The organism is Clostridioides sp. LIBA-6822 (genome assembly GCF_056688955.1).
The window spans coordinates 2,318,263-2,345,004 of the sequence record NZ_CP196995.1 but is presented as its reverse complement, the minus strand read 5'-3'; the positions used below and the strand labels follow the sequence as shown (position 1 = coordinate 2,345,004).

General features: G+C 30.2%; 19 protein-coding genes. All 19 read left to right on the top strand.

Going from position 1 to position 26,742, the window contains the following annotated elements:
• Positions 1–25: 25 nt before the first annotated feature.
• The 19 genes from ACTG48_RS11320 (at position 26) to ACTG48_RS11230 (ending at position 25,956) form a co-directional block, all read left to right on the top strand.
• Positions 26–1,960 (top strand): McrB family protein, encoded by a 1,935-nt coding sequence (locus ACTG48_RS11320; RefSeq protein ID WP_479916895.1) that lies wholly within the window; start codon positions 26–28, stop codon positions 1,958–1,960.
• Positions 1,953–3,221: an McrC family protein gene (locus ACTG48_RS11315; protein ID WP_021384945.1), complete on the top strand. Its 1,269-nt coding sequence runs from the start codon at positions 1,953–1,955 to the stop codon at positions 3,219–3,221. Before ACTG48_RS11320 ends, ACTG48_RS11315 begins: the two co-directional genes overlap by 8 nt.
• Before the next feature lie 352 nt (positions 3,222–3,573).
• Positions 3,574–4,614, top strand: coding sequence for a sigma-54 interaction domain-containing protein (locus ACTG48_RS11310; RefSeq protein WP_021384940.1), 1,041 nt, complete (start codon positions 3,574–3,576; stop codon positions 4,612–4,614).
• A 355-nt stretch (positions 4,615–4,969) separates the two neighbouring features.
• Positions 4,970–6,292: a uracil-xanthine permease family protein gene (locus ACTG48_RS11305; RefSeq protein ID WP_479918792.1), complete on the top strand. Its 1,323-nt coding sequence runs from the start codon at positions 4,970–4,972 to the stop codon at positions 6,290–6,292.
• Positions 6,293–6,580: 288 nt separating this feature from the next.
• Positions 6,581–7,942, top strand: a complete 1,362-nt coding sequence (locus tag ACTG48_RS11300; protein WP_021384951.1) for a uracil-xanthine permease family protein — start codon at positions 6,581–6,583, stop codon at positions 7,940–7,942.
• 73 nt (positions 7,943–8,015) lie between these two features.
• Positions 8,016–9,410 (top strand): amidohydrolase family protein, encoded by a 1,395-nt coding sequence (locus ACTG48_RS11295; protein ID WP_479916894.1) that lies wholly within the window; start codon positions 8,016–8,018, stop codon positions 9,408–9,410.
• A 61-nt stretch (positions 9,411–9,471) separates the two neighbouring features.
• Positions 9,472–9,942 (top strand): (2Fe-2S)-binding protein, encoded by a 471-nt coding sequence (locus tag ACTG48_RS11290; protein ID WP_021384954.1) that lies wholly within the window; start codon positions 9,472–9,474, stop codon positions 9,940–9,942.
• 2 nt (positions 9,943–9,944) lie between these two features.
• Positions 9,945–12,161, top strand: coding sequence for a xanthine dehydrogenase family protein molybdopterin-binding subunit (locus ACTG48_RS11285; protein ID WP_479916893.1), 2,217 nt, complete (start codon positions 9,945–9,947; stop codon positions 12,159–12,161).
• 81 nt (positions 12,162–12,242) lie between these two features.
• Complete coding sequence (locus ACTG48_RS11280) at positions 12,243–12,914, top strand: flavodoxin family protein (RefSeq protein ID WP_021384946.1); 672 nt, start codon at positions 12,243–12,245, stop codon at positions 12,912–12,914.
• A 357-nt stretch (positions 12,915–13,271) separates the two neighbouring features.
• Complete coding sequence (gene dpaL / locus ACTG48_RS11275; protein ID WP_479916892.1) at positions 13,272–14,486, top strand: diaminopropionate ammonia-lyase; 1,215 nt, start codon at positions 13,272–13,274, stop codon at positions 14,484–14,486.
• 114 nt (positions 14,487–14,600) lie between these two features.
• Positions 14,601–15,788, top strand: a complete 1,188-nt coding sequence (locus ACTG48_RS11270) for a YgeY family selenium metabolism-linked hydrolase (RefSeq protein ID WP_479916891.1) — start codon at positions 14,601–14,603, stop codon at positions 15,786–15,788.
• A 128-nt stretch (positions 15,789–15,916) separates the two neighbouring features.
• Positions 15,917–17,287: a dihydropyrimidinase gene (gene hydA / locus ACTG48_RS11265; RefSeq protein WP_021384926.1), complete on the top strand. Its 1,371-nt coding sequence runs from the start codon at positions 15,917–15,919 to the stop codon at positions 17,285–17,287.
• A 17-nt stretch (positions 17,288–17,304) separates the two neighbouring features.
• Positions 17,305–18,711, top strand: a complete 1,407-nt coding sequence (locus tag ACTG48_RS11260) for an amidohydrolase family protein (RefSeq protein ID WP_479916890.1) — start codon at positions 17,305–17,307, stop codon at positions 18,709–18,711.
• A 73-nt stretch (positions 18,712–18,784) separates the two neighbouring features.
• Positions 18,785–19,231, top strand: a complete 447-nt coding sequence (locus tag ACTG48_RS11255; protein ID WP_021384923.1) for a (2Fe-2S)-binding protein — start codon at positions 18,785–18,787, stop codon at positions 19,229–19,231.
• Positions 19,232–19,269: 38 nt separating this feature from the next.
• Positions 19,270–20,064, top strand: coding sequence for an FAD binding domain-containing protein (locus ACTG48_RS11250; RefSeq protein ID WP_479916889.1), 795 nt, complete (start codon positions 19,270–19,272; stop codon positions 20,062–20,064).
• Entirely contained in the window at positions 20,054–22,345 is a 2,292-nt protein-coding gene (locus ACTG48_RS11245; RefSeq protein ID WP_479916888.1) for a xanthine dehydrogenase family protein molybdopterin-binding subunit, read from the top strand. Before ACTG48_RS11250 ends, ACTG48_RS11245 begins: the two co-directional genes overlap by 11 nt.
• Positions 22,346–23,659, top strand: a complete 1,314-nt coding sequence (locus ACTG48_RS11240; protein WP_479916887.1) for an amidohydrolase family protein — start codon at positions 22,346–22,348, stop codon at positions 23,657–23,659.
• 51 nt (positions 23,660–23,710) lie between these two features.
• Entirely contained in the window at positions 23,711–24,796 is a 1,086-nt protein-coding gene (locus tag ACTG48_RS11235; RefSeq protein WP_021384921.1) for a hypothetical protein, read from the top strand.
• Between the two features lie 290 nt (positions 24,797–25,086).
• Positions 25,087–25,956: a coiled-coil domain-containing protein gene (locus tag ACTG48_RS11230; RefSeq protein WP_479916886.1), complete on the top strand. Its 870-nt coding sequence runs from the start codon at positions 25,087–25,089 to the stop codon at positions 25,954–25,956.
• Positions 25,957–26,742: the final 786 nt, after the last annotated feature.

Below are 26,742 nucleotides of genomic sequence, written 5' to 3'. Positions count from 1 at the left end.
TGTTTTAGATATTAAGGAGAAAGATATGTCTGAAAATATAAGAGTTACAGAATATTGGTTAATGGAAGAATTTTTTTATCAGGAAACAGATACACCACAAGTTTTTAGAGAAGAAAGTATAATTGCACTTGGTTTTGATATAAAAATAAATTTAAAAGAAGTACTCAATATGGGAAAAAAATCAGAAAAATATATCAATGACAACTGTAATGACAAAGACTTTATAAAAAGGTTTATGTCAATTAAAAAGGGTGATTACTTTTTATATAAGGCATATCAAAATATAGAAGAAAAAATTAAATGTAGTGTATCTATTGGTATAGTTGAAGAAAGCTTTGAAAATGGTTATGAATTAAGTCATATTTTGGGGCATACATTACCAGTAAAATGGATGTACAATTTTGATACAGTTTCAAGTTGCAAAGCATATACAAGTGAGTTTTATAAATTAAGTAATGATGATATTAGTCCATACTTAGAAATTATTAAGTTACAAGATGAGAAATCATTGAGAAAAATGATAGAAGCGAGTGACAATAATAAATGGTATCTAAAAAACTATTATTATAAAAATGTAGATAAATGTATAGACAATGAAGAGCTATTTATTCAGCCTACTAATATAGAGCAATTAGAATATCTGAAAAATATAAATACAGATGATTATATCTTATTACATAATAGTGAGAAAGTAATCTGTGAGAATGACCATACAATGAAGAGTATATTTGGGGTATGTCAAGTCATGGAAGGATTCGATAAAGAGAAGATAAGTATTTTAGAAGGTGGATATTATCTACCTGTTAAGTGGATAGAGTATGAAAAAGAAAATATAGATGGGAACGCTTGGGTTATATTTGAAAATAATAGTTTAGTTGAAAAATACACAAAAAGGTTTGCTAATAAAATGCCTTTAAATACTATACTTTATGGCCCCCCAGGAACTGGTAAAACATATAATGCAAAACAAATAGTTTATAATCTGATAAATGAAACTAATTTAAAAAATCGAGATTATATAAGTAATGTAAATTATAGAAATAATGTGGAATTTTGTACATTTCATCAATCATATGGATATGAGGAGTTTATAGAAGGGCTAAAGTCTGATGGTAAGGGAAATTTCAAACCAGAGGATGGAATATTAAAGGATATATCTATAGAAGCATGTTATGATGCATTGAAGTTTGAAAAAAAGTTGAATCTTGAGTTGGAAAAAAATAATTTGACTTTAGAAGAGATAAAAGCTAGAAAAAAGAAATTGATATTAGAAAATATAGAGTTTAGTGATAGTTTTAATTTTGAAGAATCAGAAAGCTATGTTTTAATAATAGATGAAATTAATAGAGGAAATATATCTAAAATATTTGGTGAGTTAATAACATTACTTGAGGAAGATAAAAGACTTACTAAATCAAATCAAACTATTGTCAAGTTACCATATTCAAAAGAAAAATTTTCTTTACCTCCAAATTTGTATATAGTTGGAACTATGAATACATCAGATAAATCAATAGCGCTCTTAGATATAGCTTTGAGAAGAAGATTTAGTTTTGAAGAAATTATGCCAGATTATGATTTATTGTCTACTGTAGATGGTATAGATGTTAAAAATATGCTATATACAATTAATAAAAGGATAGAGTTTTTATATGATAGAGACCATGTTATTGGACAAGCTTACTTACTTAATGTAGATAATATTGATGATATAGTGTTGGTATTTAGAAGTAAAATAATACCACTCCTTCAAGAGTATTTTTATTATGATTCAGAAAAAGTAGGTCTTATTTTAGGTGGTATAGGAAAAGATGAAAAAGATAAATATATTGTTTACAAAGAAGAACTTATGGCCTCTGAATTGTTTAAAAAAAATAATACATCTGTGATTGAAAATAAAGTTAACTATTGTATAAAGCAAAACATATCTAGTGAGGAGTTAAAAAATATATATGAGTAAGAATATATATGTTAAAGAAACTTATGAATGGATAAGAGTAGGTAATGGTGAAAATGAGCTTACAGAAATTGAATATGAAAAATTGCTTAAATATATAGATAATAATAATGATGTATTAAAGAGTAATATAATAGATATTAAGTACAAAAAACTTAGATTTATAAACTATGTAGGTATCATATGCTTTGAAAATGTAATACTTGAAGTACTTCCAAAATTGTCATTAAGTGATAATCTTGTAAAAGACAGAGAAATGTTATTACAGATGCTTTCTATATGTAATAAAATTCCAATTATAATGAATGAAAGCATAAGATTAAGTTTAAAAAATTATAATCTTTTAAATTTCTTTGTTATGTATTTTATTGAAAATATGCAAACACAAATAAAAAGAGGAATTCACTTTGAATATGTAAATAAAATAGAAAATTCAAATGTTATAAGAGGTAAAATATTATTGAGTACATATGCAAGAGAAAAAGGTATCTCCCCAATGAAAATAAAATGTGAGTACGATGAGTATAGTGAAAATAATTTCTTGAATCAAGTTCTTAAAAAAGCATGTGTATCTATTTTATGTAGAATAAATGATAACTTAATTCAAAGTAAGATTAAAAAAATTTTGAGTTATTTTCAAAATGTAGACCTAATTTATGTAGATAAAGAAAAACTATTAGATTATAAATTTTATAAAAATAATGATAGATTTAAAGATTGTTATTTGTTGGCTAGGCTTATACTTCTAAATTTATCTATGGATAATAGTCAAAACAATCAAGAGGCCTTTTCTATATTATTTGAAATAAATACTTTATATGAAGAATATATAGGTGTCTTAATAAAAAATATATGGGATAATTCATTTAGAGAAACTTATATACAAGATAAGAGTAAATTTCTTTTAAAAAATGAACAAACAGGAAAGAAAAATTTTAATCTAAGACCAGATATAGTATTATATGATTTAAAAGATGAATATGAAATTATAATTGATACAAAATGGAAGGCTATTGAAGTAGATTCAAATGTTTTTTATAGGTCAAGTGATATATATCAGATGTATGCATACATAACAACCTATGAAAATGCAAAAAGATGCATATTGTTATATCCTTGTATTCAAAAGGATAAAAATTATAGTTCTTGGAAATTATCAGAATCATTTAAAGGTAAATTTATAGAAGCAAAAACTGTGAGATTAGATGATGTGAAAAACACAAAAGATGATTTGAAAAAAATAATTTTTAATTATAAATTTTAGAAATAAGAATTATAAAAATAATAAAAATACTTTAAAAAAGGGTAAATATAATTCTATACGTATAGAAAAATTTCTGATGTATAGAAAAAAATTTATAAAAATCTTAAATTTAAGGTTTTGAAAAGTATTTATATGTAAAGTGTGGCATTCTAATTGCTTGTTTAATATAGGATGCGCGTAAGATTAAGAAAGTATATCTACTAATTTGCGATTTGGGAGATATACTTTTTATTAATCTTAACTTGAAAAATAAAATATTATTAAATTATAACTAAACTTTTCTGTTATGATATAATTAAATAGATAATTTGAAGGATTATTATATAGAATACTTATTTGGAGTTGATATTTTATGGATAAACACAGTGATTCAGTAATGTATGGTGGAATGGAAGTATACAATATTTGGGGGACAACAACAGTAGACTCTATAATTGGAGATTCTGATGTAATGCGTGCTCTAAAAAATAGAATTCGCAAAATTGGAAATAGTGATTCTACTGTAGCTATAACTGGAGAAAGTGGTACTGGAAAAGAGTTAATAGCAAGAGCCATTCATCTCGCAGGAAACAGAGGGAATAAAACATTCGTTGCTATAAACTGTGCTGCTATACCAGAACCTCTACTGGAAAGTGAACTTTTTGGATATACAAAAGGAGCTTTTAGTGGAGCAGATTCAAAAGGTAAGATTGGTAAATTTGAATTGGCTAATGGTGGAGTTGTATTTCTAGATGAGATAGGAGATATGCCAATTCAACTACAATCGAAGTTATTGAGAGTGTTACAGGAAAAAAAGTTTACGAGAATAGGCTCAAACGAACTGATTGATATAGATGTTAGAATCATATCAGCTACTAATAGAGACTTATTTGAATTGGTTAAAGAAAATAAATTTAGAGAAGACTTATACTATAGATTAAACGTAATACCTCTAGAGGTACCTCCACTTAGAGAAAGAGGAGACGATATACAAATACTAATAAATAATTTTATAGATAAATATTCCAGAAAGATGAAGAAAAATGTGTACCATATAGAACCAGATGTAGAGCAAATGTTGCTTAAATATCCTTGGCCAGGGAATATTAGAGAGTTAGAAAACACTATAGAATTAGCCTTAAATCTCCTTGAAGAAGATGGTATAATACATAAAGGTATAATAAATAGAAAGATAATTGAATATTTCAAGCTAAACAATATAAATATAAAACTACTTGAGGAAAATGACTATGAGATAAGTATGGAACAAGAGATACTTACGCTTGAAGAGTTTGAAAGAGCATATATAAAGAAAGTGTTGAAGTTTTATGGTAATGATACTAAGTCTAAAAAGTTAGCTGCTAAAAAACTTGGAATATCATTAGCCACTTTATACAGAAAAATAGATGTATAATAATTAACTTTTTAATTCTCAATTCTAAAATTTGAAATTATAAAATTGATAAAAAACACTTGGAAAATAATTTTCCAAGTGTTTTTTTGTGTAATAGTATTTTATTATCCAAAAATAAAAAAAATTTAAAAGAATTAAAAAAAATAAATGCTTTATCAAATTATCAAATACTAACAAATATAATAAAATTTATATGTGTAAAACAATTCTGTTAAAAAATTGGCATTATAATTGCTTCATAGTAAATTGAGATGACAAAATAAAAAAAGAAAGGATGTTGTATGAGATAATAATAACTGTCATTAAAAAATAGTTGGGAGTGATAACCTTGAGTAAATATCAAAAAAGTGTTTCTATGTTTGATATTGATGGAAGGCCACCAATTTTAAAGTGTCTGCCACTATCAATGCAACATATATTAGCAATGATAGTTGGAACTGTTACAGTACCTATAGTCGTAGGAGGAGCTGTGGGTGTTAGCCCTACGCAAATAACGCTTTTAGTCCAATATGCATTAATAATAGCTGGCATATCGACACTTATACAACTATATCCAATAGGAAATATTGGTTCAAGATTGCCTATAATTTTTGGAGTTGGATTTACTTATGTACCAACACTTGTAGCAGTTGGAGGAAATTACGGACTAGCAAGCATTTTGGGTGCACAACTAATAGGGGGAGTTGCTACAGTATTAATAGGATTATTTATAAAAAAGATAAGAAGATTTTTTCCTAATATAGTTGCAGGAACAGTAGTTTTTACAATTGGATTATCTTTATATCCTATAGCAATAAATTATATGGCAGGTGGTGTAAATAGCCCTACTTATGGCTCTATGCAAAATTGGGCAGTAGCAGCTGTAACACTAGTGGTAGTTATAGGTCTTAGTCAATTTGCGAAAGGGTATGCAAAATTGGCGGCAATATTTTTGGGAATTATAGTTGGATATTGTGTATCTTTAGTTTTGGGTATAATAAATTTTGACCCTATTAGAGAGGCAGCTTGGTTTGCAGTACCTAAACCACTTGAATTTGGATTAGAATTTGATATGCCTGTAGTAATATCAGTAGTAATTGTAAGTATAATCAATGCTGTTCAAGCAATTGGAGATTTATCAGCTACTACAATGGGAGGTATGGACAGGGATATTACAGATAAAGAATTATCAAGTGGAGTAATAGGAAGTGGAATTTGTACTATGATAGGAGCTTTGTTTGGAGGTTTGCCACCATCATCATATAGCCAAAACGTGGGGATGGTAGCTATGAACAAAGTAATAAGTAGATTTGTGCTTGGAATAGCTGGTATATTTATGTTATTGTCGGGGTTTGTACCTAAATTTGGTGCATTAATGACTACTATACCATATTCAGTTTTGGGAGGAGCTACAATATCTATATTTAGTATGATAACAATGACAGGTATAAAGTTAATTATTACAGAAGAGTTGTCATCAAGAAATATTACCATTGTTGGTTTGGCAATTGCTTTAGGCATGGGAATAACATCAGTCCCAGCAGCCCAAGAGGCATTTCCTTCATTTGTAAAGTTAGTATTTGGAGAATCTCCAATAGTAATTGCAACATTGGTTGCATTCGTTTTAAATCTAATAATACCAAATAAAAGCCTAGAGGATGAGGCTAAAGAAAGAGCTGTTATGGAAGAGGCCAATTAAGATATGATAATTTGAAAGGGTTGTTTAAATTATTTATTATGAGATTGTTAGATTATTTTTGATAGCTATTCATTTTAATAAAAAATTTATCAAAAAAATATATACCAGACAATTAATATTTATTCAAAAAGAAAATCGGGGAGGGTATATTTGTTAATTTTTTATAAAAATAGCTCAGTTTAGCTGTGTTTATCGGTTGAGCAATAAATTCATGGTCATAAAAATATTTATAGAAAATAATTATAAAAATATTTAGTCAAGATATTTATGTATGGGAGGATTTATTTTATGAAAACACGTAATACTTCAAAATATGATGTCGATGGGATACCACCACTAAAGGAATCAATACCTTTAGCTTTACAACATCTGTTAGCAATGATAGTAGGAAACATGGTACCTGCGATATTAATAGCAAACGTGGTAGGACTTAACCAGGGGCAAGCGACAATGTTGATTCAAGGCTCTATGTTAGCAGCAGGTTTGGCAACGTTTTTACAATTATATCCAATACCTTTATTTAAAGGATTTAAGTTAGGTTCAAGATTACCTGTAATGATGGGAATGAGTTATGTATTTTTAGGAGCCTGTCTTTCAGTAGCAGCTAAGGATGGTTTAGCAGCTCTATTTGGAGCACAGATTGCTGCTGGGGTAATCGTATTCTTTGTAGGATTTGGAGTTAAGAAAATTAGACATATATTCACTCCAATAGTTTCTGGAACAATAATAGCATGTATGGGACTTGGATTATTTGCAACTGCTATAAAGAATTTAGCAGGTGGAGAAGGGGCAGAAACGTTTGGAAGCCCAGTAAACTTTACAGTAGGAGTTATAGTTGCTTTTGTAATAATAATGATAAATAAATACGGTAAGGGTCTAGTAAAAAATTCTTCAATATTAATAGGAATATTAGTAGGTTATGCTATATCTTTAGTTTTAGGATTGGTTGATTTCTCAGCAGTTCAAGGAGCAGCTATAGTATCTTTACCAACACCAGCAGCTTTCGGATTAGAGTTCAGACCAGAGTTAATAGTAATGTTTACTATTATTTACATAATAGGTATAGCTGATATGATGGGTGCATGTACAATAGCTACAATAGGAGCAATGGATAGAGAGGTAACTGACGAAGAGTTATCATCAGTTGTTTTAGGAAATTCTATAACTTCTATAATTTCATCATTATTTGCAGCTCTTCCAACTGGAGTGTTTAGCCAAAATACAGTAATAGTATCTATGAATAAAGTTACAAGTAGATTTGTAATAGCACTTGGCGCACTTGTATTGTTACTAGCAGGAATATCTCCAGCATTAGGTGCAATAATGACAACTATACCATCTTGTGTTGTTGGTGGAGCAACGTTAGTTGTATTCTCATCAATAGCAATGTCTGGTTTCTCTATTATGAGTATGGATGGATTTACTGAAGAAAACAATCTTATAGCAGGAGTATCTATAGCAACAAGTATGGGTCTTACAACTGCACCACAAGTTTTAGACCAATTCCCAGCAACAATTGGAACTGTCCTTGGAGGGTCAAGTATAGTTTCTGGAGCAATAATAGCTATATTACTTCAAACATTATTTAAATTAAAATCAAGTAAAAAGTCTGAAAACGTTACTTCAAACCTTGAGGAAAATATTGGATAAATGTATTAGATATGATATGAGAAAGCCATATGATAAAATGTTGTAATGAAAGTATTAATAAGGGGGATTTAAGATGATTGATATACTAATAAAAAATGCAATAGTTGTTACAGTTAATAAAGATAGAGAAGTCATATTTGATGGAGCAATAGCTATTCAAGGCGACAGAATTTTAGATATAGGAAATACAGCTGATATTGAGCCAAAGTATCTTGATGCTAAAAATGTTATAGATGCTAATGGAAAAGTGATATTCCCTGGCTTTATAAATACTCATAATCATTTATTCCAAGTGTTATTAAAAGGTTTAGGTGATGATATGGCACTTCATGAGTGGTTAAATACAATGATGTTTCCATCAGCAAAATTCTTAACAGAGCAAGATACTTATGATGCTGCAATGCTTGGATGTATGGAAGGTTTAAAAAGTGGTATAACTACAATGGTTGATTATATGCATACACATAATAGACCAGGTCTTACAGATGGAATAGTAAAAGCATATAAAGATTTAGGTATAAGAGGAGTTGTAGGTAGAGGCTGTATAGACTTAGGTATTCATAAAGAGCTTATAGAAGATGTGGAAACGGTTGAAAAAGACCTGAGAAGGGTATTTGATAAATATCATAACTCAGAAAATGGAAGAATAAAAATCTGTGTAGCACCTTCTTCAATGTGGGCTATATCTGAAGAAATGGGTAAAATGCTTTGGAATATAGTTAAAGAATATGACTCATATTTTACAGTTCATATATCTGAAACAGAATTTGCAAGAACAGCAACAAAGGATATACATGGAGAAATCGATATAAAATTACTTGAAAAATGGGGTATAGTAGGTCCAGAAGTTGTAGCAGTACACTGTGTATGCGTAACTGATGAAGACATGGAAATGCTTAAAAAGTACGATATAAAAGTTTCTCATAATGTGGCAAGTAATATGTACCTTGCTTCTGGGGTTGCACCTGTTCCAGAAATGTTAAAGAAAGGTATAAATGTAAGTTTAGGTCTTGATGGTGCAGCAAGTAATAATGCACAAGATATGATAGAGCTTATGAAACTAACAGCTTTACAACATAAAGTAAATAATTGTGACCCTCTTGCTATTTCTGCAGAAAAAGTTCTTGAAATGGCTACAATAGAGGGAGCAAGAACTCTTAGAATGGAAGATGAAATAGGTTCTTTGGAGACTGGAAAAAAAGCTGACTTAGTAATATTTAACTCAATGCTTTCTCCAAAATCAATACCTCTTCACAATCCTGTATCGACTTTGGTATACTCAGCTAGTATGCATAATGTAGAAAGTGTCCTAGTTGATGGAAATATAATACTTGAAAATGGAAAAGTAACTACAATCGAAAGTGAAGAACAAGTATTATTGAATGCACAACATGCAGCAGAAGAATTATGTAAGAGAGCTAATGTAACTAATAGAATGGAAGGGCATAAGTGGAATAGCTTATACTAATATTAAAATGAGATTGTAATAATATTCTATTACAACATTAGTTTATCTGTAGGAGGAGAAAATGGAAAAAATAAAATTAAATATTAATGATTACATGTATGAAATAGAAGTTGAAAAGAGTGAAACCCTTTTACATGTACTTCGTGAAAAATTAAATCTAACTGGAGCGAAACAAGGTTGTAATAGTGGCAGTTGTGGAGCATGTAAAGTTTTGATAGATGGAGTTGACGTTAAATCTTGTAAACTTCTTGCAAGAAACTGCGAAGGTAAAGTTATATACACTATAGAAAGTTTTGCTAATGGAGAAAATCTTCATCCAATACAAGAAGCTTTTATAGAAGTTGGAGCTGTGCAATGTGGGTATTGTACTCCTGGTATGATTATAACTACACAAGCTCTTTTAAATAGAAATGCATCTCCTAATGAGGATGAAATTAGAGAGGCCTTTAAAGAAAATCTCTGTAGATGCACAGGATATGTGAAAATTATAGAAGCTGTAAAATTATCTGCAGCTAGATTAGGGGGTAGATAATTATGGAAAAAGTAATAGGAAAATCATACCCTCTAAAAGATGCAGCTTTAAAAGTCACTGGTCAAATGAAATATGTGGCTGATATGAAACCACAGAATGTGCTTCATGCTAAAATGCTTTTAAGTCCTGTAGCACATGCAAAGATAAAAAGTATAGATATAAGTGAAGCAGAGAAAGTAGTCGGTGTTAGAGCTATAGCTACTCATCTTAATACATCACAAAGAAAATACAACGGTTCTTTGAGATTCTATGAACATAATATACCTGAAAACGAAGTTATATTTTCAGATACAGTTAGATTTGTTGGTGACCGTGTTGCAGCAGTAGCAGCAGAAACGCCAGAAATAGCAGAGAAAGCTGTAAAGCTTATAAAAGTAGAATATGAAGAATTACCAGCTGTATTTACTATACAGGATGCAATAAAAGAAAATGCTATATGTATACATGGGGATTCAAATATAGTTTCCCAAAACAACATAAATGGAGGAGATGTAGAAAAGGGATTCGAAGAATGTGATTATATATTTGAAGATGAATACTCTACTCCAGCGATACATCATAGTGCAATAGAGACTCACAGTGTAATTGCACACTATGATTATAATGATAAGCTAACTGTACATACACCTTGCCAAAATACATTTGGATTTAGAATAATACTATCTCAAATTTTTGGGATGTCACTAAATAAAATAAGAGTTATAAGACCTGCTATTGGAGGTTCATTTGGTGGAAAATTAGAACTTACAATTGAACCAGTAGCAGCAGCATTATCAAAAATGACTAGAAGACCAGTTAAAATGGTTCTTACAAGAAAAGAATCTATGATATCAACAAGAACTCGTCATGGGTCTTTTGTAAAATTAAAAACTGGTGTAAATAAAGATGGAGAAGTAATAGCACAAGATATAAAAATATATACAAATACAGGAGCTTATGCATCAAGTGCTTTAAATGTTATAGGTGCACTTAGCCATAAAGTATTTAAGGTTTATAAAATACCAAATATAAAATTTACTGGAATGCCTGTGTATACAAATACACCAATAGCAGGAGCTATGAGAGGATATGGTTCACCTCAGATATTTATGGCTCAACAGGCTCAATTTGCTAAGATAGCTAAGGAAATAGGTATGGATTTAGTTGATTTCCAAAATAAAAATGCAGTAGAGCCAGATGATGTTGATATAATTTTCCATGGTTCTCTTGGAAATCCTAGAGTATTGGATTGTATAGAACAAGGTAAGAAAATGTTCAAGTGGGATGAAAAGAAAAATCTTCCAAAAGAAGAAGGAAAATATTTAAGAGGTATAGGTATGGCAATAGGTGCACATGGTAACGGAGTTTTTGGTGCACATAGGGACGTCGTTACATTGACTCTTAAATTAAATGAAGATGGTACATTGACACTACTTACAGGAGCACATGATATGGGTAATGGTGTTGTAACTATGCAAACAATGATGGTAGCTGAAGTTTTAGGAATAACACCTGATAAAGTTGATACATTTGAAACTGACACTGATGCATGTACATTCAATCTTGGAGATTATGCGAGTAGAGGTGTGTTTGTAGAAGGTGGAGGAGCTAAAAAGACAGCAGAAAAATTAAAAACACTTATATTAGAAGAAGCAGAAAAACTACTTGAAACATCGAGAGATGAATTATATTTAGATGGTGGATATGTAATTAGTAAGCTTGATGAAAATATCAAAGCATCATTGTCTGATGTTGCAGTATATAGTCAAAGTAAGTCTTTAAGAGAATTGACTGTTGTTGAAGACTATTCTTCTCCAGCTGGACTTACTTCATATGGTGTACATTTTGCTGAAGTTTTAGTAGATAAAGAAACTAAGGATATTAAAGTGGTTGATTTTGTAGCTGTACATGATGTTGGTAGAGTTATAAATCCTCTAAACTTAGAAGGTCAATTAGAAGGTGGAATTCATATGGGTCTAGGTTATGCATTAAGTGAAGAGTTGGCATTTGATGAGCAAGGTAGACCTAAAGCTACTGATTTTAAAACATATAAATTATTTAGAACTGTAGATATGCCAAAGTGTCAAGTTGCATTTGTAAATGGTTATGAAAAAGCTGGACCTTTTGGTGGTAAGAGTATTGGAGAATGTGCTGTTGTACCAGTTGCACCAGCTGTTGCAAATGCAGTATACAATGCAACTAATGTAGAAATACATTCATTACCAATAAAATTAAAGTAATAGAAGTTAAAGTAGAAATAAAAATTTATTGTATTGTAAATGGATAATAAAAATAGATTTATTTGATGAGGAGATATTGTTATGGCAAAGATATTAGGTATCTGTGGAAGTCCACGTAAAGGAGCAACAGAATATGCAGTATTAGAAGCTTTGAAAGAAGCTGAAACTATACCTGGTATAGAAACGGAGTATTGGTCAGTTAGAGGGAAAAAAATAAGTCCTTGTGTACATTGTGATGCATGTATAAGAAAAGAAACTATGTGTATCATAAAAGATGATATACAAGAATTAGAGCAAAAAATATTAGAAGCAGATGGAATTATAGTAGGTTCTCCAGTATATGATATGAATATAACTGCTCAACTTACAGCAGTATTTAACAGGCTTCGTCCAATGTATTTAGTACATCCAGGAAAGCTTCAAAATAAGATTGGGGCAGCAATAACTACTGGTGGAACTAGATATGGTGGTCAAGAACTTACAAAACTTCCTATAATAAATTTCTTCCTAATGCATGAAATGTTAGTATCTGGAGGTTTAGGTGGATGTTATATAGGTGGTACAATATGGAGTAAAGATGGAAAAGCAAAAGGTGCCCAAGAGGACGAGACAGGTATGGATACTGTAAAAAGACTTGGAAAAGGAGCAGCAGAAGCCGTTATGGTTTCTAAGTTTGGTCTTGAAAAATGGAATGTTGTAAAAGAGGAATTGGATGTTAAAAAAGACGAGAAGTCACCTCTTAGAGACCATTAAAAACTTATTATATTATGAATATGTAAATAGTGATGTAATAGATTATTGCATCACTATTTATGTTTTAATTTAGATTTTATAGATTTGATATTAAAAATGTACAAACAGAGTATTTTAAGAATTGTTTTTAAATTTTAAAAATGAGAATTAAAAAGTGAGAAGATAGAAAAGGTTTTTCAGTTATTAAATTCTACACACATTGTATTAACTAAAGGTAGATAAGAAAAAACAATAAAAGCATTGCAATTTCTATATTAAACAGTCATAGAAAAATATCCAACATATATTTAGTGTTGGCATGTTAATTGCTTATATATTAAAGTATAAAAATTTAACAATAATTTGGAGGTATTTTAGATGTTAAAAGAGATTAAATGGAAAGTAAATAATTTGCCAAAAGGTGACAAGGAAAATTGTATTAAATTCTTAAATGAAGAAGAAATAACTAAGGTTAGAAATTTTCATAAAAGCTTTCCTCAATATAAAGAAACTCCATTAGCAAACCTAGAAGGTTTAGCAAAAAAATTAGGAGTTGCAGGAGTATATGTTAAAGATGAATCTTATAGATTTGGATTAAATGCATTTAAAGTTTTAGGTGGTTCTTACTCTATGGGTAAATATTTAGCTCAAAGATTAGATACAGATATATCTGAGTTAGGATATGATAAATTAACTTCAGATGAAATAAAAGAAAAATTAGGAGAAATAACTTTCTTTACAGCTACAGATGGAAATCATGGTAGAGGAGTTGCTTGGACAGCTAATAAATTAGGTCAAAAATCTGTTGTATTAATGCCAAAAGGTTCTTCTGAATTTAGATTAAATAAAATCAAAGGAGAAGGAGCAGACGCTAGTATAACAGACTTAAACTATGATGATGCAGTAAGATTAGCTAATGACTATGCAGAAGCTGATGACCATGGGGTAATGGTTCAAGATACAGCATGGGATGGATATGAAGAAATACCAGCATGGATAATGCAAGGATATGGAACTATGGCTCAAGAAGCGATAGAGCAATTAAAAGAATATGGAGTAGATAGACCAACACATGTATTTGTGCAAGCAGGAGTTGGTTCACTTGCTGGAGCAGTTCAAGGATATGTTGCTTCAATATACGATGAATGCCCAATAACAGTAGTAGTAGAGGCTGATGAAGCTGATTGTTACTATAAATCAGCAGAAGCAGGAGATGGAAAACCAAGATTTGTTGGAGGAGATATGCCAACTATAATGGCTGGTCTTGCTTGTGGAGAACCAAATACTATAGGATTTGAAGTATTAAAAAATCATGCTGCAGCATTTGTTTCAGCACCAGACTGGGTTTCTGCTAAAGGTATGAGAACATTAGGTAATCCTTTAAATGGGGATGCAAAGGTAATCTCTGGAGAATCTGGAGCAGTTACAACTGGTCTTTTAATAGCAGCTATGGAAAGAGAAGATTTAGCAGACTTAAGAAAAGATTTAAAATTAGATGAAAATTCAAGAGTACTTTTAATAAGTACAGAAGGAGACACTGACCCTGATAAATACAGAAGTATAGTTTGGGATGGAGAATATCCAAGTATATAAATAATGATTAAAATATCATTACTAAGTAGCAATTTACATATTTAGAAGATATAAATTTTAAAATTTAGAAAATATATAATACATACATTATAAAAAATCTAGGGGGATAATGAAATGTTAAATGAACAAAGAAAACAAGAAGTAACTGAAATATGCCAAAAATTAATTCAAAATCCTAGTTCTTCTGGAAATGAAGAAGGCGTTGTAAAAGCAATAGAAGAATCTTTTGCAAAATTAGGTTTTGACAGTTGGTCAAGAGACAGATATGGGAATATAGTAGGATGCATAAAAGGAAACAAACCAGGTAAGAAAATATTATTTGATGGTCATATAGATACAGTTCCAGTTCCAGACGAAAGTAAATGGAGTGTTCCTCCTTTTGAAGGAAGAATAGTAGATGGCAAAATATATGGTAGGGGAACTTCTGACATGAAAGGTCAATATACAGCAATGATGTCAGCAGTTGCATACTTTGCAAAAGATACTAATAAAGACTTTGAAGGTGAATTATACGTAGCAGGAGTTGTTCACGAAGAAATATTTGAAGGAGTTTCAGCTAGAGAAATAAGTAAGGCTGTTGAACCTGATTATGTTGTAATAGGTGAATCTTCAGAATTAAACTTAAAGATTGGTCAAAGAGGTAGAGGAGAAATAGTAGTAGAAACTTTTGGAAAACCAGCTCACTCTGCTAATCCAGAAAAAGGTGTAAATGCAGTTTATAAAATGGCTAATGTAATCCAAAAGATACAACAATTAGTACCTCCAACTCATCCAGTTTTAGGTGATGGAATACTAGTTTTAACAGATATAAAATCTTCTCCATATCCAGGAGCTTCAGTAGTGCCAGATTACTGTAAAGCAACTTTTGACAGAAGATTATTAGTTGGAGAAACAAGAGAAGGAGTATTAGCTCCAATACAAGCATTACTAGATGAAATGATGAAAGAAGATGCAGAATTAAATGCAAAAGTTTCTTATGCAGTTGAAAAAGCTGATTGTTATACAGGAAATACTATAGAAAGTGAAAGATTCTTCCCAGGTTGGTTATATGACGAAGAGGATGAATTTGTTCAAGCAGCATATAAAGGATTAAAAGAAGCTGGAATAGATTCAGAAATAACTCAATACTCATTCTGTACAAATGGAAGTCACTATGCAGGTGAAGCTGGAATAAAAACAATAGGATTTGGTCCTTCTAAAGAGAATCTTGCTCATACAATAGATGAATATATCGAGCAAGAACAATTATTTATAGGAACAGAAGGTTACTATGGAATATTAAAATCTGTATATGGTAAATAATATTTAGTTCACAATAAATTATTTAAATATAGTCTAGGGGTGCTAATGTAGCACCTTTAGAAAATACAATTGCATTTGGATAAGGGTACTTAAAAAATACTTTAAAGCTTAAAAGTTAGGAGGTATATATGGGAACAATACTAAGAGGTGGAACTATAGTTACCTCTGATAAAACTTATATAAGTGATTTAAGGATAGAAGATGAGAAGATAGTTGAAATAGGAAATAATCTAGAAATAAATGATGATAAGGTTATTGATGCTACAGGTAGAATTGTAATTCCTGGAGGAATAGATACACATACTCATTTTGATATGAATGCAGGTGCTATTATTACTGCTGATAATTTTGAAACAGGAACAAGAGCAGCTATAGCTGGAGGAACCACTACTATACTGGATTTTGCAGAAGCTAGTGAAGGTGAGAATCTACTACAAGGTGTAGAGACATATCATAAAAAAGCAAGAGGAAATTGTTATTGTGATTATGGATTTCATATGACAATTACATGTCTAGATAAAGATACCTTTGCTCATATGGAAAAGCTTATTTCAGATGGAATAGTATCTTTTAAGATGTATATGGCATATGATGGCATGAAAGTAGATGATGGAACAATATATAAGGTTTTAAAGAAAGCTAAAGATTTAGGCTGTATAGTTGAATTTCATTGTGAAAATGGCGATTTACTAGATGTATTGATAGAAGAAAATATAAAAAATGGTAATTTAGAGCCCAAATATCATCCGCTTACAAGACCTAATATAGTTGAAAAAGAATCTGTTTCAAGACTTGCTGATATAACTAAATTATCAAACTCAAAATCCTATGTAGTTCATTTAAGTTGTAAAGAGTCGCTTGAGACTGTGAAAATTGCTAGAGAAAAAAATATAGATATGATAGTAGAAACATGTCCACAGTATCTACTATTAGAAGACGATTTATATGATAAGGCTGAATTTGAGGGTGCTAAATATGTAATGTCTCCTCCTTTAAGAAAAAAAGAAGATATAAGTTATCTTTGGGAAGGGTTAGCTAATGGAGATATCCAAACAGTTGGCACAGACCATTGTTCATTTAATTTTAAAGGGCAAAAAGATTTGGGACTTAATGATTTTAGTAAGATACCAAATGGAGCACCTGGTGTTGAACATAGGTTATCTCTTTTATATACATATGGAGTTTTAGAAAATAAAATAAGTGCAAATAAATTTGTAGAAGTAACTTCTACAAATGCTGCAAAAATATTTGGGATGTATCCTAAAAAAGGTGAAATAGCTGTAGGAAGTGATGCAGATATAGTTATTTTAAATATTGATAAAGAAGAAACAATTAGTTATCAAACTCAAAAACAAAATGTAGATTATACTCCATATGAGGGGTTTAATGTTAGATGTAAAGTAGAAGATGTGTTTTTGAGAGGAAACCATGTAGTGCAAAGTTGTAATATTAAAGAACAGGCAATAGGTCAATACATTAAAAGAAAAATTACTAAATAATGCGGGGGGAAATAAGAATGATGGATATACTTATTAAGAATGCCATAATAGTAACTGTAAATAAAGAGAGAGAAGTTATTTTTGATGGGGCATTAGTAGTAAAAGATAACAAGATTGCTGATATTGGGAACTCTAAAGAAATAGAAAGTAAATATACAGATGTTAAAAAAGTGATAGATGCTAAAGGGAAAGTTTTATTCCCAGGTTTTATAAATACACATACTCATTTATTCCAAACTTTATTAAAAGGATTGGGAGATGATATGGTACTTAAAGATTGGCTAGAAACTATGACGTTTCCAGCAGCTAACTATTTAGAACCAAAAGATACTTATGATGCTGCAATGCTTGGATGTATTGAAGGTCTTAGAAGTGGTATAACGACTATGGTTGACTATATGTATCCTCACAGTAAGCCAGGTCTTTGTGATGGAATAATAGATGCTTATAAAGAATTAGGAATAAGAGGAATACTTGGAAGAGGATGTATGAATACAGGTGCTCAATTTGGAGTTCATCCTGGAATAATGCAAGATGTAGAAACGGTTGAAAAAGATGTAAGAAGATTATTTGAAAAACACCATAACACAGAAAATGGAAGAATCAAAATAGGAGTAGCTCCAGCAGCAATATGGTCAAATTCTCAAGAAATGCTTGAGATGCTATGGAGAGTAGTAAAAGAATACGATGATGCTTTATTTACAGTACATATATCAGAAACTCCTTTTGATAGAGAAGCAGCAAAAGAATTGCATGGGCAATATGACATAGATGTTTTAGAAAAATTAGGAATACTTGGACCAAACGTACTTATGGTGCATTGTGTGTATTTAACTGAAAAGGATATGGAACTTACTAAAAAATATGACATGAAAGTATCTCATAATACAGCAAGTAATATGTACTTATCTTCAGGTGTTGCACCAGTACCAGAAATGCTTAAAAAAGGAATAACAGTTAGTTTAGGAGTAGATGGAGCTGCTAGTAATAACTCTCAGGATATGCTTGAACTTATGAAATTAACAGCACTTCAACATAAAGTTAATAAGTGTGACCCATTAGCAATGTCAGCAGAAAAAGTTCTTGAGTTAGCAACTATAGATGGGGCAAGAGCTATTGGAATGGAAGATGAGATAGGTTCATTAGAGATAGGTAAGAAAGCAGATTTACTAATATTTAATCCAATGCTTTCACCAAAAGCAATACCTATGCACAATCCAGTATCTACATTAGTATATTCTTCTAGTATGAAAAATATAGAGAGTGTTATAGTAGATGGAAATATAATAATGGAAGATTCAAAGATATTAACAGCTAATGAAGAAAAAGCACTAAAAGATGCTCAAGATACAGCTGAGAGACTTTGTGTAAGAGGAACTATAAAGAATAGAATGGAAGGTCATATATGGAATAGTCTTTATTAATAAATTTGATTTTATTTATAAAGAAGTATAATAAAAACTTTAGCTTAAAAATATGAGTTTTGAGGTGATTTATTTGATTATCAAATGTACCATAAATAATAAAGAAAAAGAATTAAGTATAAGACCAGATGAGTTTTTAGCAGATACACTAAGAGAAAATGGATATGTAAGTGTTAAAAAAGGATGCGATACAGGCTCATGTGGATTATGTACAGTAATGGTTAATGACAAGGCAGTACTTTCTTGTAATTATCTTACAGCAAGAGTAGATGGTCAACATATTACAACACTTGAAGGTGTCTTGGATGAAGCAAAGAAATTTGGGGATTTTCTTGCAGATGAAGGAGCTGACCAATGTGGATTTTGTGCTCCTGGATTTATAATGATGGTTTTGGCTATGAAAAGAGAGCTTCAAAATCCAACAGAAGAAGAAGTTATAGATTATGTAAATGGAAACCTTTGTAGATGTACAGGATATAAAGGTCAATTAAGAGCAATACATAAATATTTGAACACTTAAGTTTTTAAGTGAAAATTAAATTGATATGGGGAGAGAATATGATAACTATAAAGGAATATGTAGTTCCAAAAAGTTTAGATGAAGCTTATGAACTGCTAATATCAAGAAAAAACAACATAATACTTGGAGGCTGCGGATTTTTAAAGCTAGGTAGTAAAAATATTGGCTCAGCAATAGATTTAAAAGACTTGGCTTTGGATTATATAAATGAAACTGATGATAGCATATTAGTCGGAGCAGATACAAGTTTAAGAACTTTAGAATTAAATAAGGTTATTAAAAATTATTGTAGTGGAGTAATTTCAAACGCTGTTTCTAATATAGTAGGAGTTCAATTTAGAAGTGGAGCTAGAGTAGGAGCTAGTGTATTTGCTAAATATGGATTTTCAGATTTAATACCTTCATTACTAGTAGTAGATGCAAAGGTTAAGTTATATAAAAAAGGGGTTATGAACTTAGCTGATTTTTTAGAAAGTGAGCTTGAAAAAGATATATTAATAGAAATTATATTACCTAAAAAGAATGCTACAGGTGTATTTGATTCAATAAGAAAATGTACAGGTGATTTTGCAGTATTAAATGGAGCAATGTTAAAAGAAGGAAGTACTTATAAAGTTGCAATAGGAGCTAGACCAAGAAGAGCAAAAATTGCCTATAAAGCAAGTGAAATACTAAGCTTAGAAAATGATATAGAAAAAGCTGGAGAAGCATCAAGTGAAGAACTTTCATTTGGAAGCAACATAAGAGGAAGTAAAGAGTATAGAAAAGATATGGCAAAAGCTTTAGTAGTAAGAATGTATAATAGTATTGGAGGTGAGTGTGATGGTAAATAAAGAAGTAAGAAAAATAGATAGCGAAGCCATTGTTACTGGAAAACCAATATATACAGAAGATTTAATTTTTCATAAAGATGTTTTGACTATTAAACTTCTTAGAAGTCCACATGCTTTTGCAAAGATAAAAAACATCGATATAAAAAATGCATTAAAAGTAAAAGGTGTAGTAAATATATTCACTTACAAAGATGTGCCAAATTATAGATATTCAATGGTTGGTGAATCATATCCAGAAGCATCACCTCATGACCAATTAATACTGGAAGATATAGTTAGATATGTAGGAGACGAGGTTGCTATAATAGCTGCCGAGGATGAAAGAGCTGCTATTAAAGCTATGAAACTTATAAAAGTTGAATATGAAGTAATGACTCCTATATTGGATGCAAGGGAATCAGAAGGAAATAAAATTTTAATACATGAAGAAGATGATTTATTTTGTCCATTTGATTTTGGATTGGATGCTACAAAAAACATAGTATCAAGAGAGAAAATGGGCAAAGGGGATGTAGAAAAAGAGTTTAAAGAGAGTGATGTAATAGTAGAACATTCTTATATGACTCAATCACAAGCCCATTGTATGATGGAGACTCATAGAGCTTATACGTATATAGATACGAATGGTAGATTAGTAGTAACTTCTGCAAACCAATCGGCTTATCATATGAGAAGACAGGTTTCTAGAGCATTAGGTATACCTCTTTCAAAAGTGAGAGTAATAAAGCCAAGGATAGGTGGAGGTTTTGGTGGAAAAAATATAGCTGTAACAGAGATATATGCGTCATTTGTGACTTGGATGACGAAAAGACCAGCAAAGCTTATTTATACTAGAGAAGAAACTTTTGCAATGACTAATACTAGACATCAGATGTTTTTTGATATAAAGATTGGGTCAGATAAAGAAGGAAATATAAAAGCTATAGATATGAAAGCTTTGAACAATACAGGTGCTTATGGTGATAATGGACCTTCAGTTTGTTCTGAGTCAGGGCATAATGTACTTCCAACATATAATAATGTACCTGCAATAAAATTTGATGGAAGAACTGTATATACTAATTTAGTTCCAGGGGGAGCATTAAGAGGATACGGAGCAACACAAGGTACATTCGCACTTGATTGTGCAATTGATGAATTAGCACATAAACTTAAGATGGACCCAACAGAAATAAAATTGAAAAATATTATAAAAAAGCAAACTGAAGGCGGAATAATGAATTTTCCAATAAGAAGTTGTGCACTTGATGAATGTATAATTAGAGGAAAGAAACTTATTGGATGGGATGAAAAATATCCTGTCAGAGAGATTGGAAACAACAAAGTAAGAGCTGTTGGGATGTCTGTGGGAACTCATGGTTCTGGTATAGCTAACATAGATATGGCAATAGTAAACATGAGAATGGATGAAGATGGAACTTATAAATTGTTTTCTGGGTCTTCAGACTTAGGAACTGGTTCTGACACAATACTTGCACAAATAGCTGCAAAAGCATTGAATACATCTATTGACAGAATTTCAGTTTATACAGGAGATACAGATATGTGTCCATATGATACGGGCGCATATGCTTCTTGTACTACTTATGTAACTGGAAATGCTACAATAAAATCTGCTGAAAGTTTAAAACAAAAGATACTAAAAGTAGCACAGAAGAAATTAGAATTACCAATAGATGATTTAATTTTATATGAGGATAGAGTCTGTTATAGTGAAGATGTAGATAAGTTTGTTCTATTAAGTGAATTAGGAAGAGAATCTGTTGGTGGTGGAAATCAAGAGGTTTTATATTCATCTGAATCCTATGGTATACAAGAGAGTGCTAAGCCATTCTTAGCAGGATTTGCTGAAATCGAGTTAGACAAAACAACAGGAGAGTTTAAAGTAATAAATTATGCTTGCTCTACTGATTGTGGTACAGTTATGAATCCTGCACTTGCTAGAATACAAGTTGAAGGCGGTGTAACTCAAGGTATAGGGCTTGCAATGTATGAAGACCCTAGACATGGTTCTGATGGAAAGCTTCAGACTTCCAACTTATTACAATATAAAGTTCCAACAAAAAAAGATATAGGAAATATATTTGTTGATTTTGTAGATAGTTATGACCCAACAGGCCCATATGGAGCGAAATCTTTAGGAGAAATAGTTATTCATACACCTGCACCAGCAATAGCAAATGCAATATACAATGCTACTGGAGTTCGTGTAAGAGAACTTCCTATAACTTCTGAGAAGGTTTATATGGCTATGAAAAAATTAAATCAGGGAGGTAAATAAATGATTGCTATAAAAAGTAAATACTTAATATCTTCTGCTGATGAAATATATACAAATTATGCTGTTGTAGTAGAAAATGACATTATAAAAGATATATTACCAAATGAAGAAGTTGAAATAAAGTACACAAATATTGAACGAATAATAGATAAATCAGATGCTATAGTAATGCCAGGATTCATCAATGGTCATATGCATCAATATGGAGTGCTTTCTAGAGGAATACCAGCAAATGTACATTTTACTGATTTTGAAGGTTTCTTAAATGACTATTGGTGGCCATTTATAGAAAATAGAATAGGATTAAAAGAAGTAAAGGCCACAACTAAAGCATCAGCAATAGAGCTTATAGAATCTGGTGTAGTAGCTTTTTGTGATACTCTAGAAGCTCCAAATACAGAAGTAGGAACTTTAATTGAGCAAGGTAAAATACTAGAAGAGATAGGGATGAAAGCGATTTTATCCCTAGAAAGCTGTGAAAGAATAAGTTACGAAAATGGGCTTAGATGTTTAGATGAAAATTCTAATTTGATAAAGTGGAGCAGAGAAAATAGTAAATTAATAAATGGAATAATGTGTACTCATACAAGTTTCACATGTTCAGATAAATTTATTAAAAAAGCTAAAGAAGATGCAAAAAAATTAGATGCACCAATGCAATTCCATTTATGTGAGAGTATATATGAACCAAACTATGCTGAAAAACATTTTGGTAAAAAAGCAGTTGAATACTATAATGATTTAGAGATATTAGATGAAACTGTATTAGCTTCTCAGTGTGTAAAAGTAAATGATGAAGAAATAGATATATTAAAAGAGAAGGGTGTAAAAGTGGTTCATATGCCTCTTAGCAACTGTGAAGTTGGTGGAGGTTTTTCTCCAGTACCAAAAATGATTAAAAAAGGTATAAAAGTAGCACTTGGTACAGATGGATATATAAATGATTTTTTTGAAGTTATGAGAGGTGCATTTTTAATGCACAAATCAGTCGAAGAAGATGCATCTGTAATGCCAGCCAATTTAGTATTTAAGATGGCAACTGAGCATGGTGCCCATGCATTAGGTCTTCAAAAATCTGGTAAAATAGTAGTTGGTAATAAGGCTGATATAATAGTTATGGAAGATGAATTCAAGACTCCTGTGACTCTTGATAATATATTTGACCAGATAGTAGTACAAGGCAAAAAAGAATTTATATCAAATGTATACATAGATGGTAGACATATTTTAAAAGAAAAACAGTTAGTTGATTTAGATAAAAAAGCTATTGTTAAAGAGATGAAAGAAATTGCTTGCGAATTTTGGAAATTTTAATGAATGTAAATATAAATCAATGTAAATATAAATGAAAAGGGGAAGCAGATAATGTACAATTTTTTAGGTAAAGAATTAAAATCACCACTTATAATAGGTTCAGGACCATTAACATATAGTGCAGCTGGATGTAAAATATTAAGTGATGCAGGAGCAGGGGCAGTTGTTACTAAGACTATAAGAAAAGAAAGAGCTATAAATCCAGCACCACATATGGTTAGAAATACAGCTAATGCTCTTTTAAATAATGAGAAATGGACAGATTTTGAACCAGAACAATGGATAGATTTTGAAATACCACAAATGAAAAAAGATGGGACTGTCTGTATAGCTTCAATAGGTCATACAATCGAAGAAAGTAGTGAATTAGTAGAGAAAGTTGCAAATGCAGGAGCTGACTTTATTGAATTAGTATCTTATGACTATAGAGATTTGATACCAATGCTTAAAGATGCTAAAGAAAAAGTAAATATACCAGTAATAGTTAAACTTCCTCCTATGATAGATGAAATAGGAGCTTTTGCTAAAAAATTAGAAGAAGCAGGAGCAGATGCAATAACTGCTTGTGATTCTGTAGGACCAGCATTTAGAATAGACATAGAAACTGGTCAACCTTTATTAGGTGGAAATGGAATAGGATATCTAAGTGGAGAAACTATCAAGCCAATAACTTTACAAAGAATCTATGAAATAAAAAAAGAAGTTAATATACCAATAATTGGTTTAGGTGGATGTGTTAGTGGAGATGATGCCTTAGAAATGATTATGGCAGGTGCTGACTTTGTTGGTATATGTTCAGTGGTAATTTTAAAAGGTGCACAAGTAATATCTAAAATACATGATGATTTAAAATCTAACCTTAGTAGACTAGGGTATAACACTATAGAAAATGCTTGTGGTATAGTACATAAGCATATGGGCGATGTAAATGAAAGACTTAGCTTTGAATTTACTTATGATGAAGAAAAATGTACTAAATGTAAGATGTGTGAGAGAGTCTGTGCATATCAAGCAAGAAAATTAAGCGATAAGATGGAGTTAAATGAAGAAGAGTGTAGATATTGTGGTCTTTGCATATCAGTTTGTAAACCAAAAGCACTTGGAAGAAAAATTTCATGTTCAGAATTGAATGCATAGGTTTTTTATAAAGAATAATTAAAAAATAAAACTTTAGATAGAAATAAAAGTAGGTGTCTCAAAATTAACTTTTTAGTTCATGAGGCACTCTTTTTTGTATAGAATCAAATATATTTTCATCATTTTCAACAATAAAAAAGAGTCTTATCTATATTTTGAGATAGTCTCTTTTAGTTTATTTGTAATTGTTTTATATTTTGATTAATTATTAATAACTTTTTTATAGATATGTTAACATTGTATAGCATTTGTATAAAATGTTATAATAATTAATAGGGATGGTGATGTAAGTGCAAGATAAGATTTTAGAATTATTACATATTATAAATAAAGATGTAGTTAGTATAAAAGATGATATGTCTGAAGTAAAACAGGAAATAAAAGTGTTAAAGGACGATATGTCTGAAGTAAAACAGGAAATAACGGTGTTAAAGGACGATATGTCTGAAGTAAAACAGGAAATAACAGTGTTAAAGGGCGACATGTCCGAAGTAAAACAAGAGATAACTGCGTTAAAGGACGACATGTCTGAAGTAAAACAAGAGATAAATATATTAAAAGAAGATATGTCTGAAGTAAAGCAAGAAATAAATGTATTAAAAAAAGATATGTCTAAAATAAAACAAGAGATGAATATAATAAAGAAAGATATATCTGAAGTGAAACAAGAAGTAAACATAATGAAAAAAGAAATGAATGGATTAAAACAGGAAATAAGCGTAGTAAAAGAAGATATGTCTGGAATAAGACAAGAAATGACTATAATGAAAGAAGATATATCTGGAGTTAAATCAGAAATGAACTTTATGCAAAATAAAATAAACAGTATTAGTGAAGAGATGAGTGAAGTTAAGGAAGAAGTAGTCACTGCAAATGAGAAATTATATGGAATTGAAGTAAAAATTGATGTTCTAGAAAACGAAGAAAAATCAATAAAAGAGATACAGGAGGAGCAGAGTAATATTTTAGGAAGTTTATTACATAATTCTGAAATGAATAAAGCTACTCATGATAGTATGGAGCATAATATAGCACATATAAAAGGTGATACAAATGCTATAAAAGAAGATGTTGCTGAAATAAGAAGAGACTTAGATTTAGTAGAGTTAGCTACTAGTAAAAATTGGAGTGATATTGTCAAACTAAAATCAGTCAGATAGCATTTTAATTCACTAATTTATCATCCACAAAATAAAAAATCTTATATAAAAATACTTATAATGTTACTGTTATTTATTATAAATTTTAGAAATGAAAATAAAAATTTGAGAAAAGACCGTTAAAAAATTATTTTAAGGTCTTTTTTTTATAGAGATATAATGAAATTATAAAAATAAAACTTAAGATTTAAATGCAAAAATGTAATAGAACGGTTGAAATAAGTAAAATTTTATCAATAAAAGTATAAAAATTTTATACCAAATAAATGTGTGTAAATATTGGCATCAAAATTGCTCTATAAAAGTTATAAATAGTAATGTAAATAAAGTTCTTATTACACAAATAATATTACTATTTTAATTATAGGTATTAATATATATCTATAAATAGATAGAAACTTGTATGTTTTATGTTGCAGATACAAATATAGTAAAGGAGAGTACATTGATACAACTGAGATACATAGCTTATTAAGTTTTTCTGTCTTATGAGAATTATATTATAAAATATTCATAAATATTTTGAGTTTAAATTAAAAATTATTTTATGCTTAAATTAATTATTATTTAATTAATTTAATAACAAAAACAGTGAAAGAGTAAATAATATTATTTACAGGGGGTAAAGCAGAGTATATTAATGAATTGTACTTTTAGCCCCGTACATAGAGAAATCTATGTAGGACACAACTTTAAAACCAGTAAATCCTAAAGCCTTACAACTACAATAAAAGATAGAAAGAAACTTTTATGAATGTGGTGAAAACCAGAAACAATAGTAAGGAT

Bases quoted from the DNA above. Each gene is read 5' to 3' on its own strand.
- ACTG48_RS11320 (WP_479916895.1), top strand. From the start codon at position 26: ATGTCTGAAAATATAAGAGTTACAGAATATTGGTTAATGGAAGAATTT.
- ACTG48_RS11315 (WP_021384945.1), top strand. From the start codon at position 1,953: ATGAGTAAGAATATATATGTTAAAGAAACTTATGAATGGATAAGAGTA.
- ACTG48_RS11310 (WP_021384940.1), top strand. From the start codon at position 3,574: ATGGATAAACACAGTGATTCAGTAATGTATGGTGGAATGGAAGTATAC.
- ACTG48_RS11305 (WP_479918792.1), top strand. From the start codon at position 4,970: ATGTTTGATATTGATGGAAGGCCACCAATTTTAAAGTGTCTGCCACTA.
- ACTG48_RS11300 (WP_021384951.1), top strand. From the start codon at position 6,581: ATGAAAACACGTAATACTTCAAAATATGATGTCGATGGGATACCACCA.
- ACTG48_RS11295 (WP_479916894.1), top strand. From the start codon at position 8,016: ATGATTGATATACTAATAAAAAATGCAATAGTTGTTACAGTTAATAAA.
- ACTG48_RS11290 (WP_021384954.1), top strand. From the start codon at position 9,472: ATGGAAAAAATAAAATTAAATATTAATGATTACATGTATGAAATAGAA.
- ACTG48_RS11285 (WP_479916893.1), top strand. From the start codon at position 9,945: ATGGAAAAAGTAATAGGAAAATCATACCCTCTAAAAGATGCAGCTTTA.
- ACTG48_RS11280 (WP_021384946.1), top strand. From the start codon at position 12,243: ATGGCAAAGATATTAGGTATCTGTGGAAGTCCACGTAAAGGAGCAACA.
- dpaL (WP_479916892.1), top strand. From the start codon at position 13,272: ATGTTAAAAGAGATTAAATGGAAAGTAAATAATTTGCCAAAAGGTGAC.
- ACTG48_RS11270 (WP_479916891.1), top strand. From the start codon at position 14,601: ATGTTAAATGAACAAAGAAAACAAGAAGTAACTGAAATATGCCAAAAA.
- hydA (WP_021384926.1), top strand. From the start codon at position 15,917: ATGGGAACAATACTAAGAGGTGGAACTATAGTTACCTCTGATAAAACT.
- ACTG48_RS11260 (WP_479916890.1), top strand. From the start codon at position 17,305: ATGATGGATATACTTATTAAGAATGCCATAATAGTAACTGTAAATAAA.
- ACTG48_RS11250 (WP_479916889.1), top strand. From the start codon at position 19,270: ATGATAACTATAAAGGAATATGTAGTTCCAAAAAGTTTAGATGAAGCT.
- ACTG48_RS11245 (WP_479916888.1), top strand. From the start codon at position 20,054: ATGGTAAATAAAGAAGTAAGAAAAATAGATAGCGAAGCCATTGTTACT.
- ACTG48_RS11240 (WP_479916887.1), top strand. From the start codon at position 22,346: ATGATTGCTATAAAAAGTAAATACTTAATATCTTCTGCTGATGAAATA.
- ACTG48_RS11235 (WP_021384921.1), top strand. From the start codon at position 23,711: ATGTACAATTTTTTAGGTAAAGAATTAAAATCACCACTTATAATAGGT.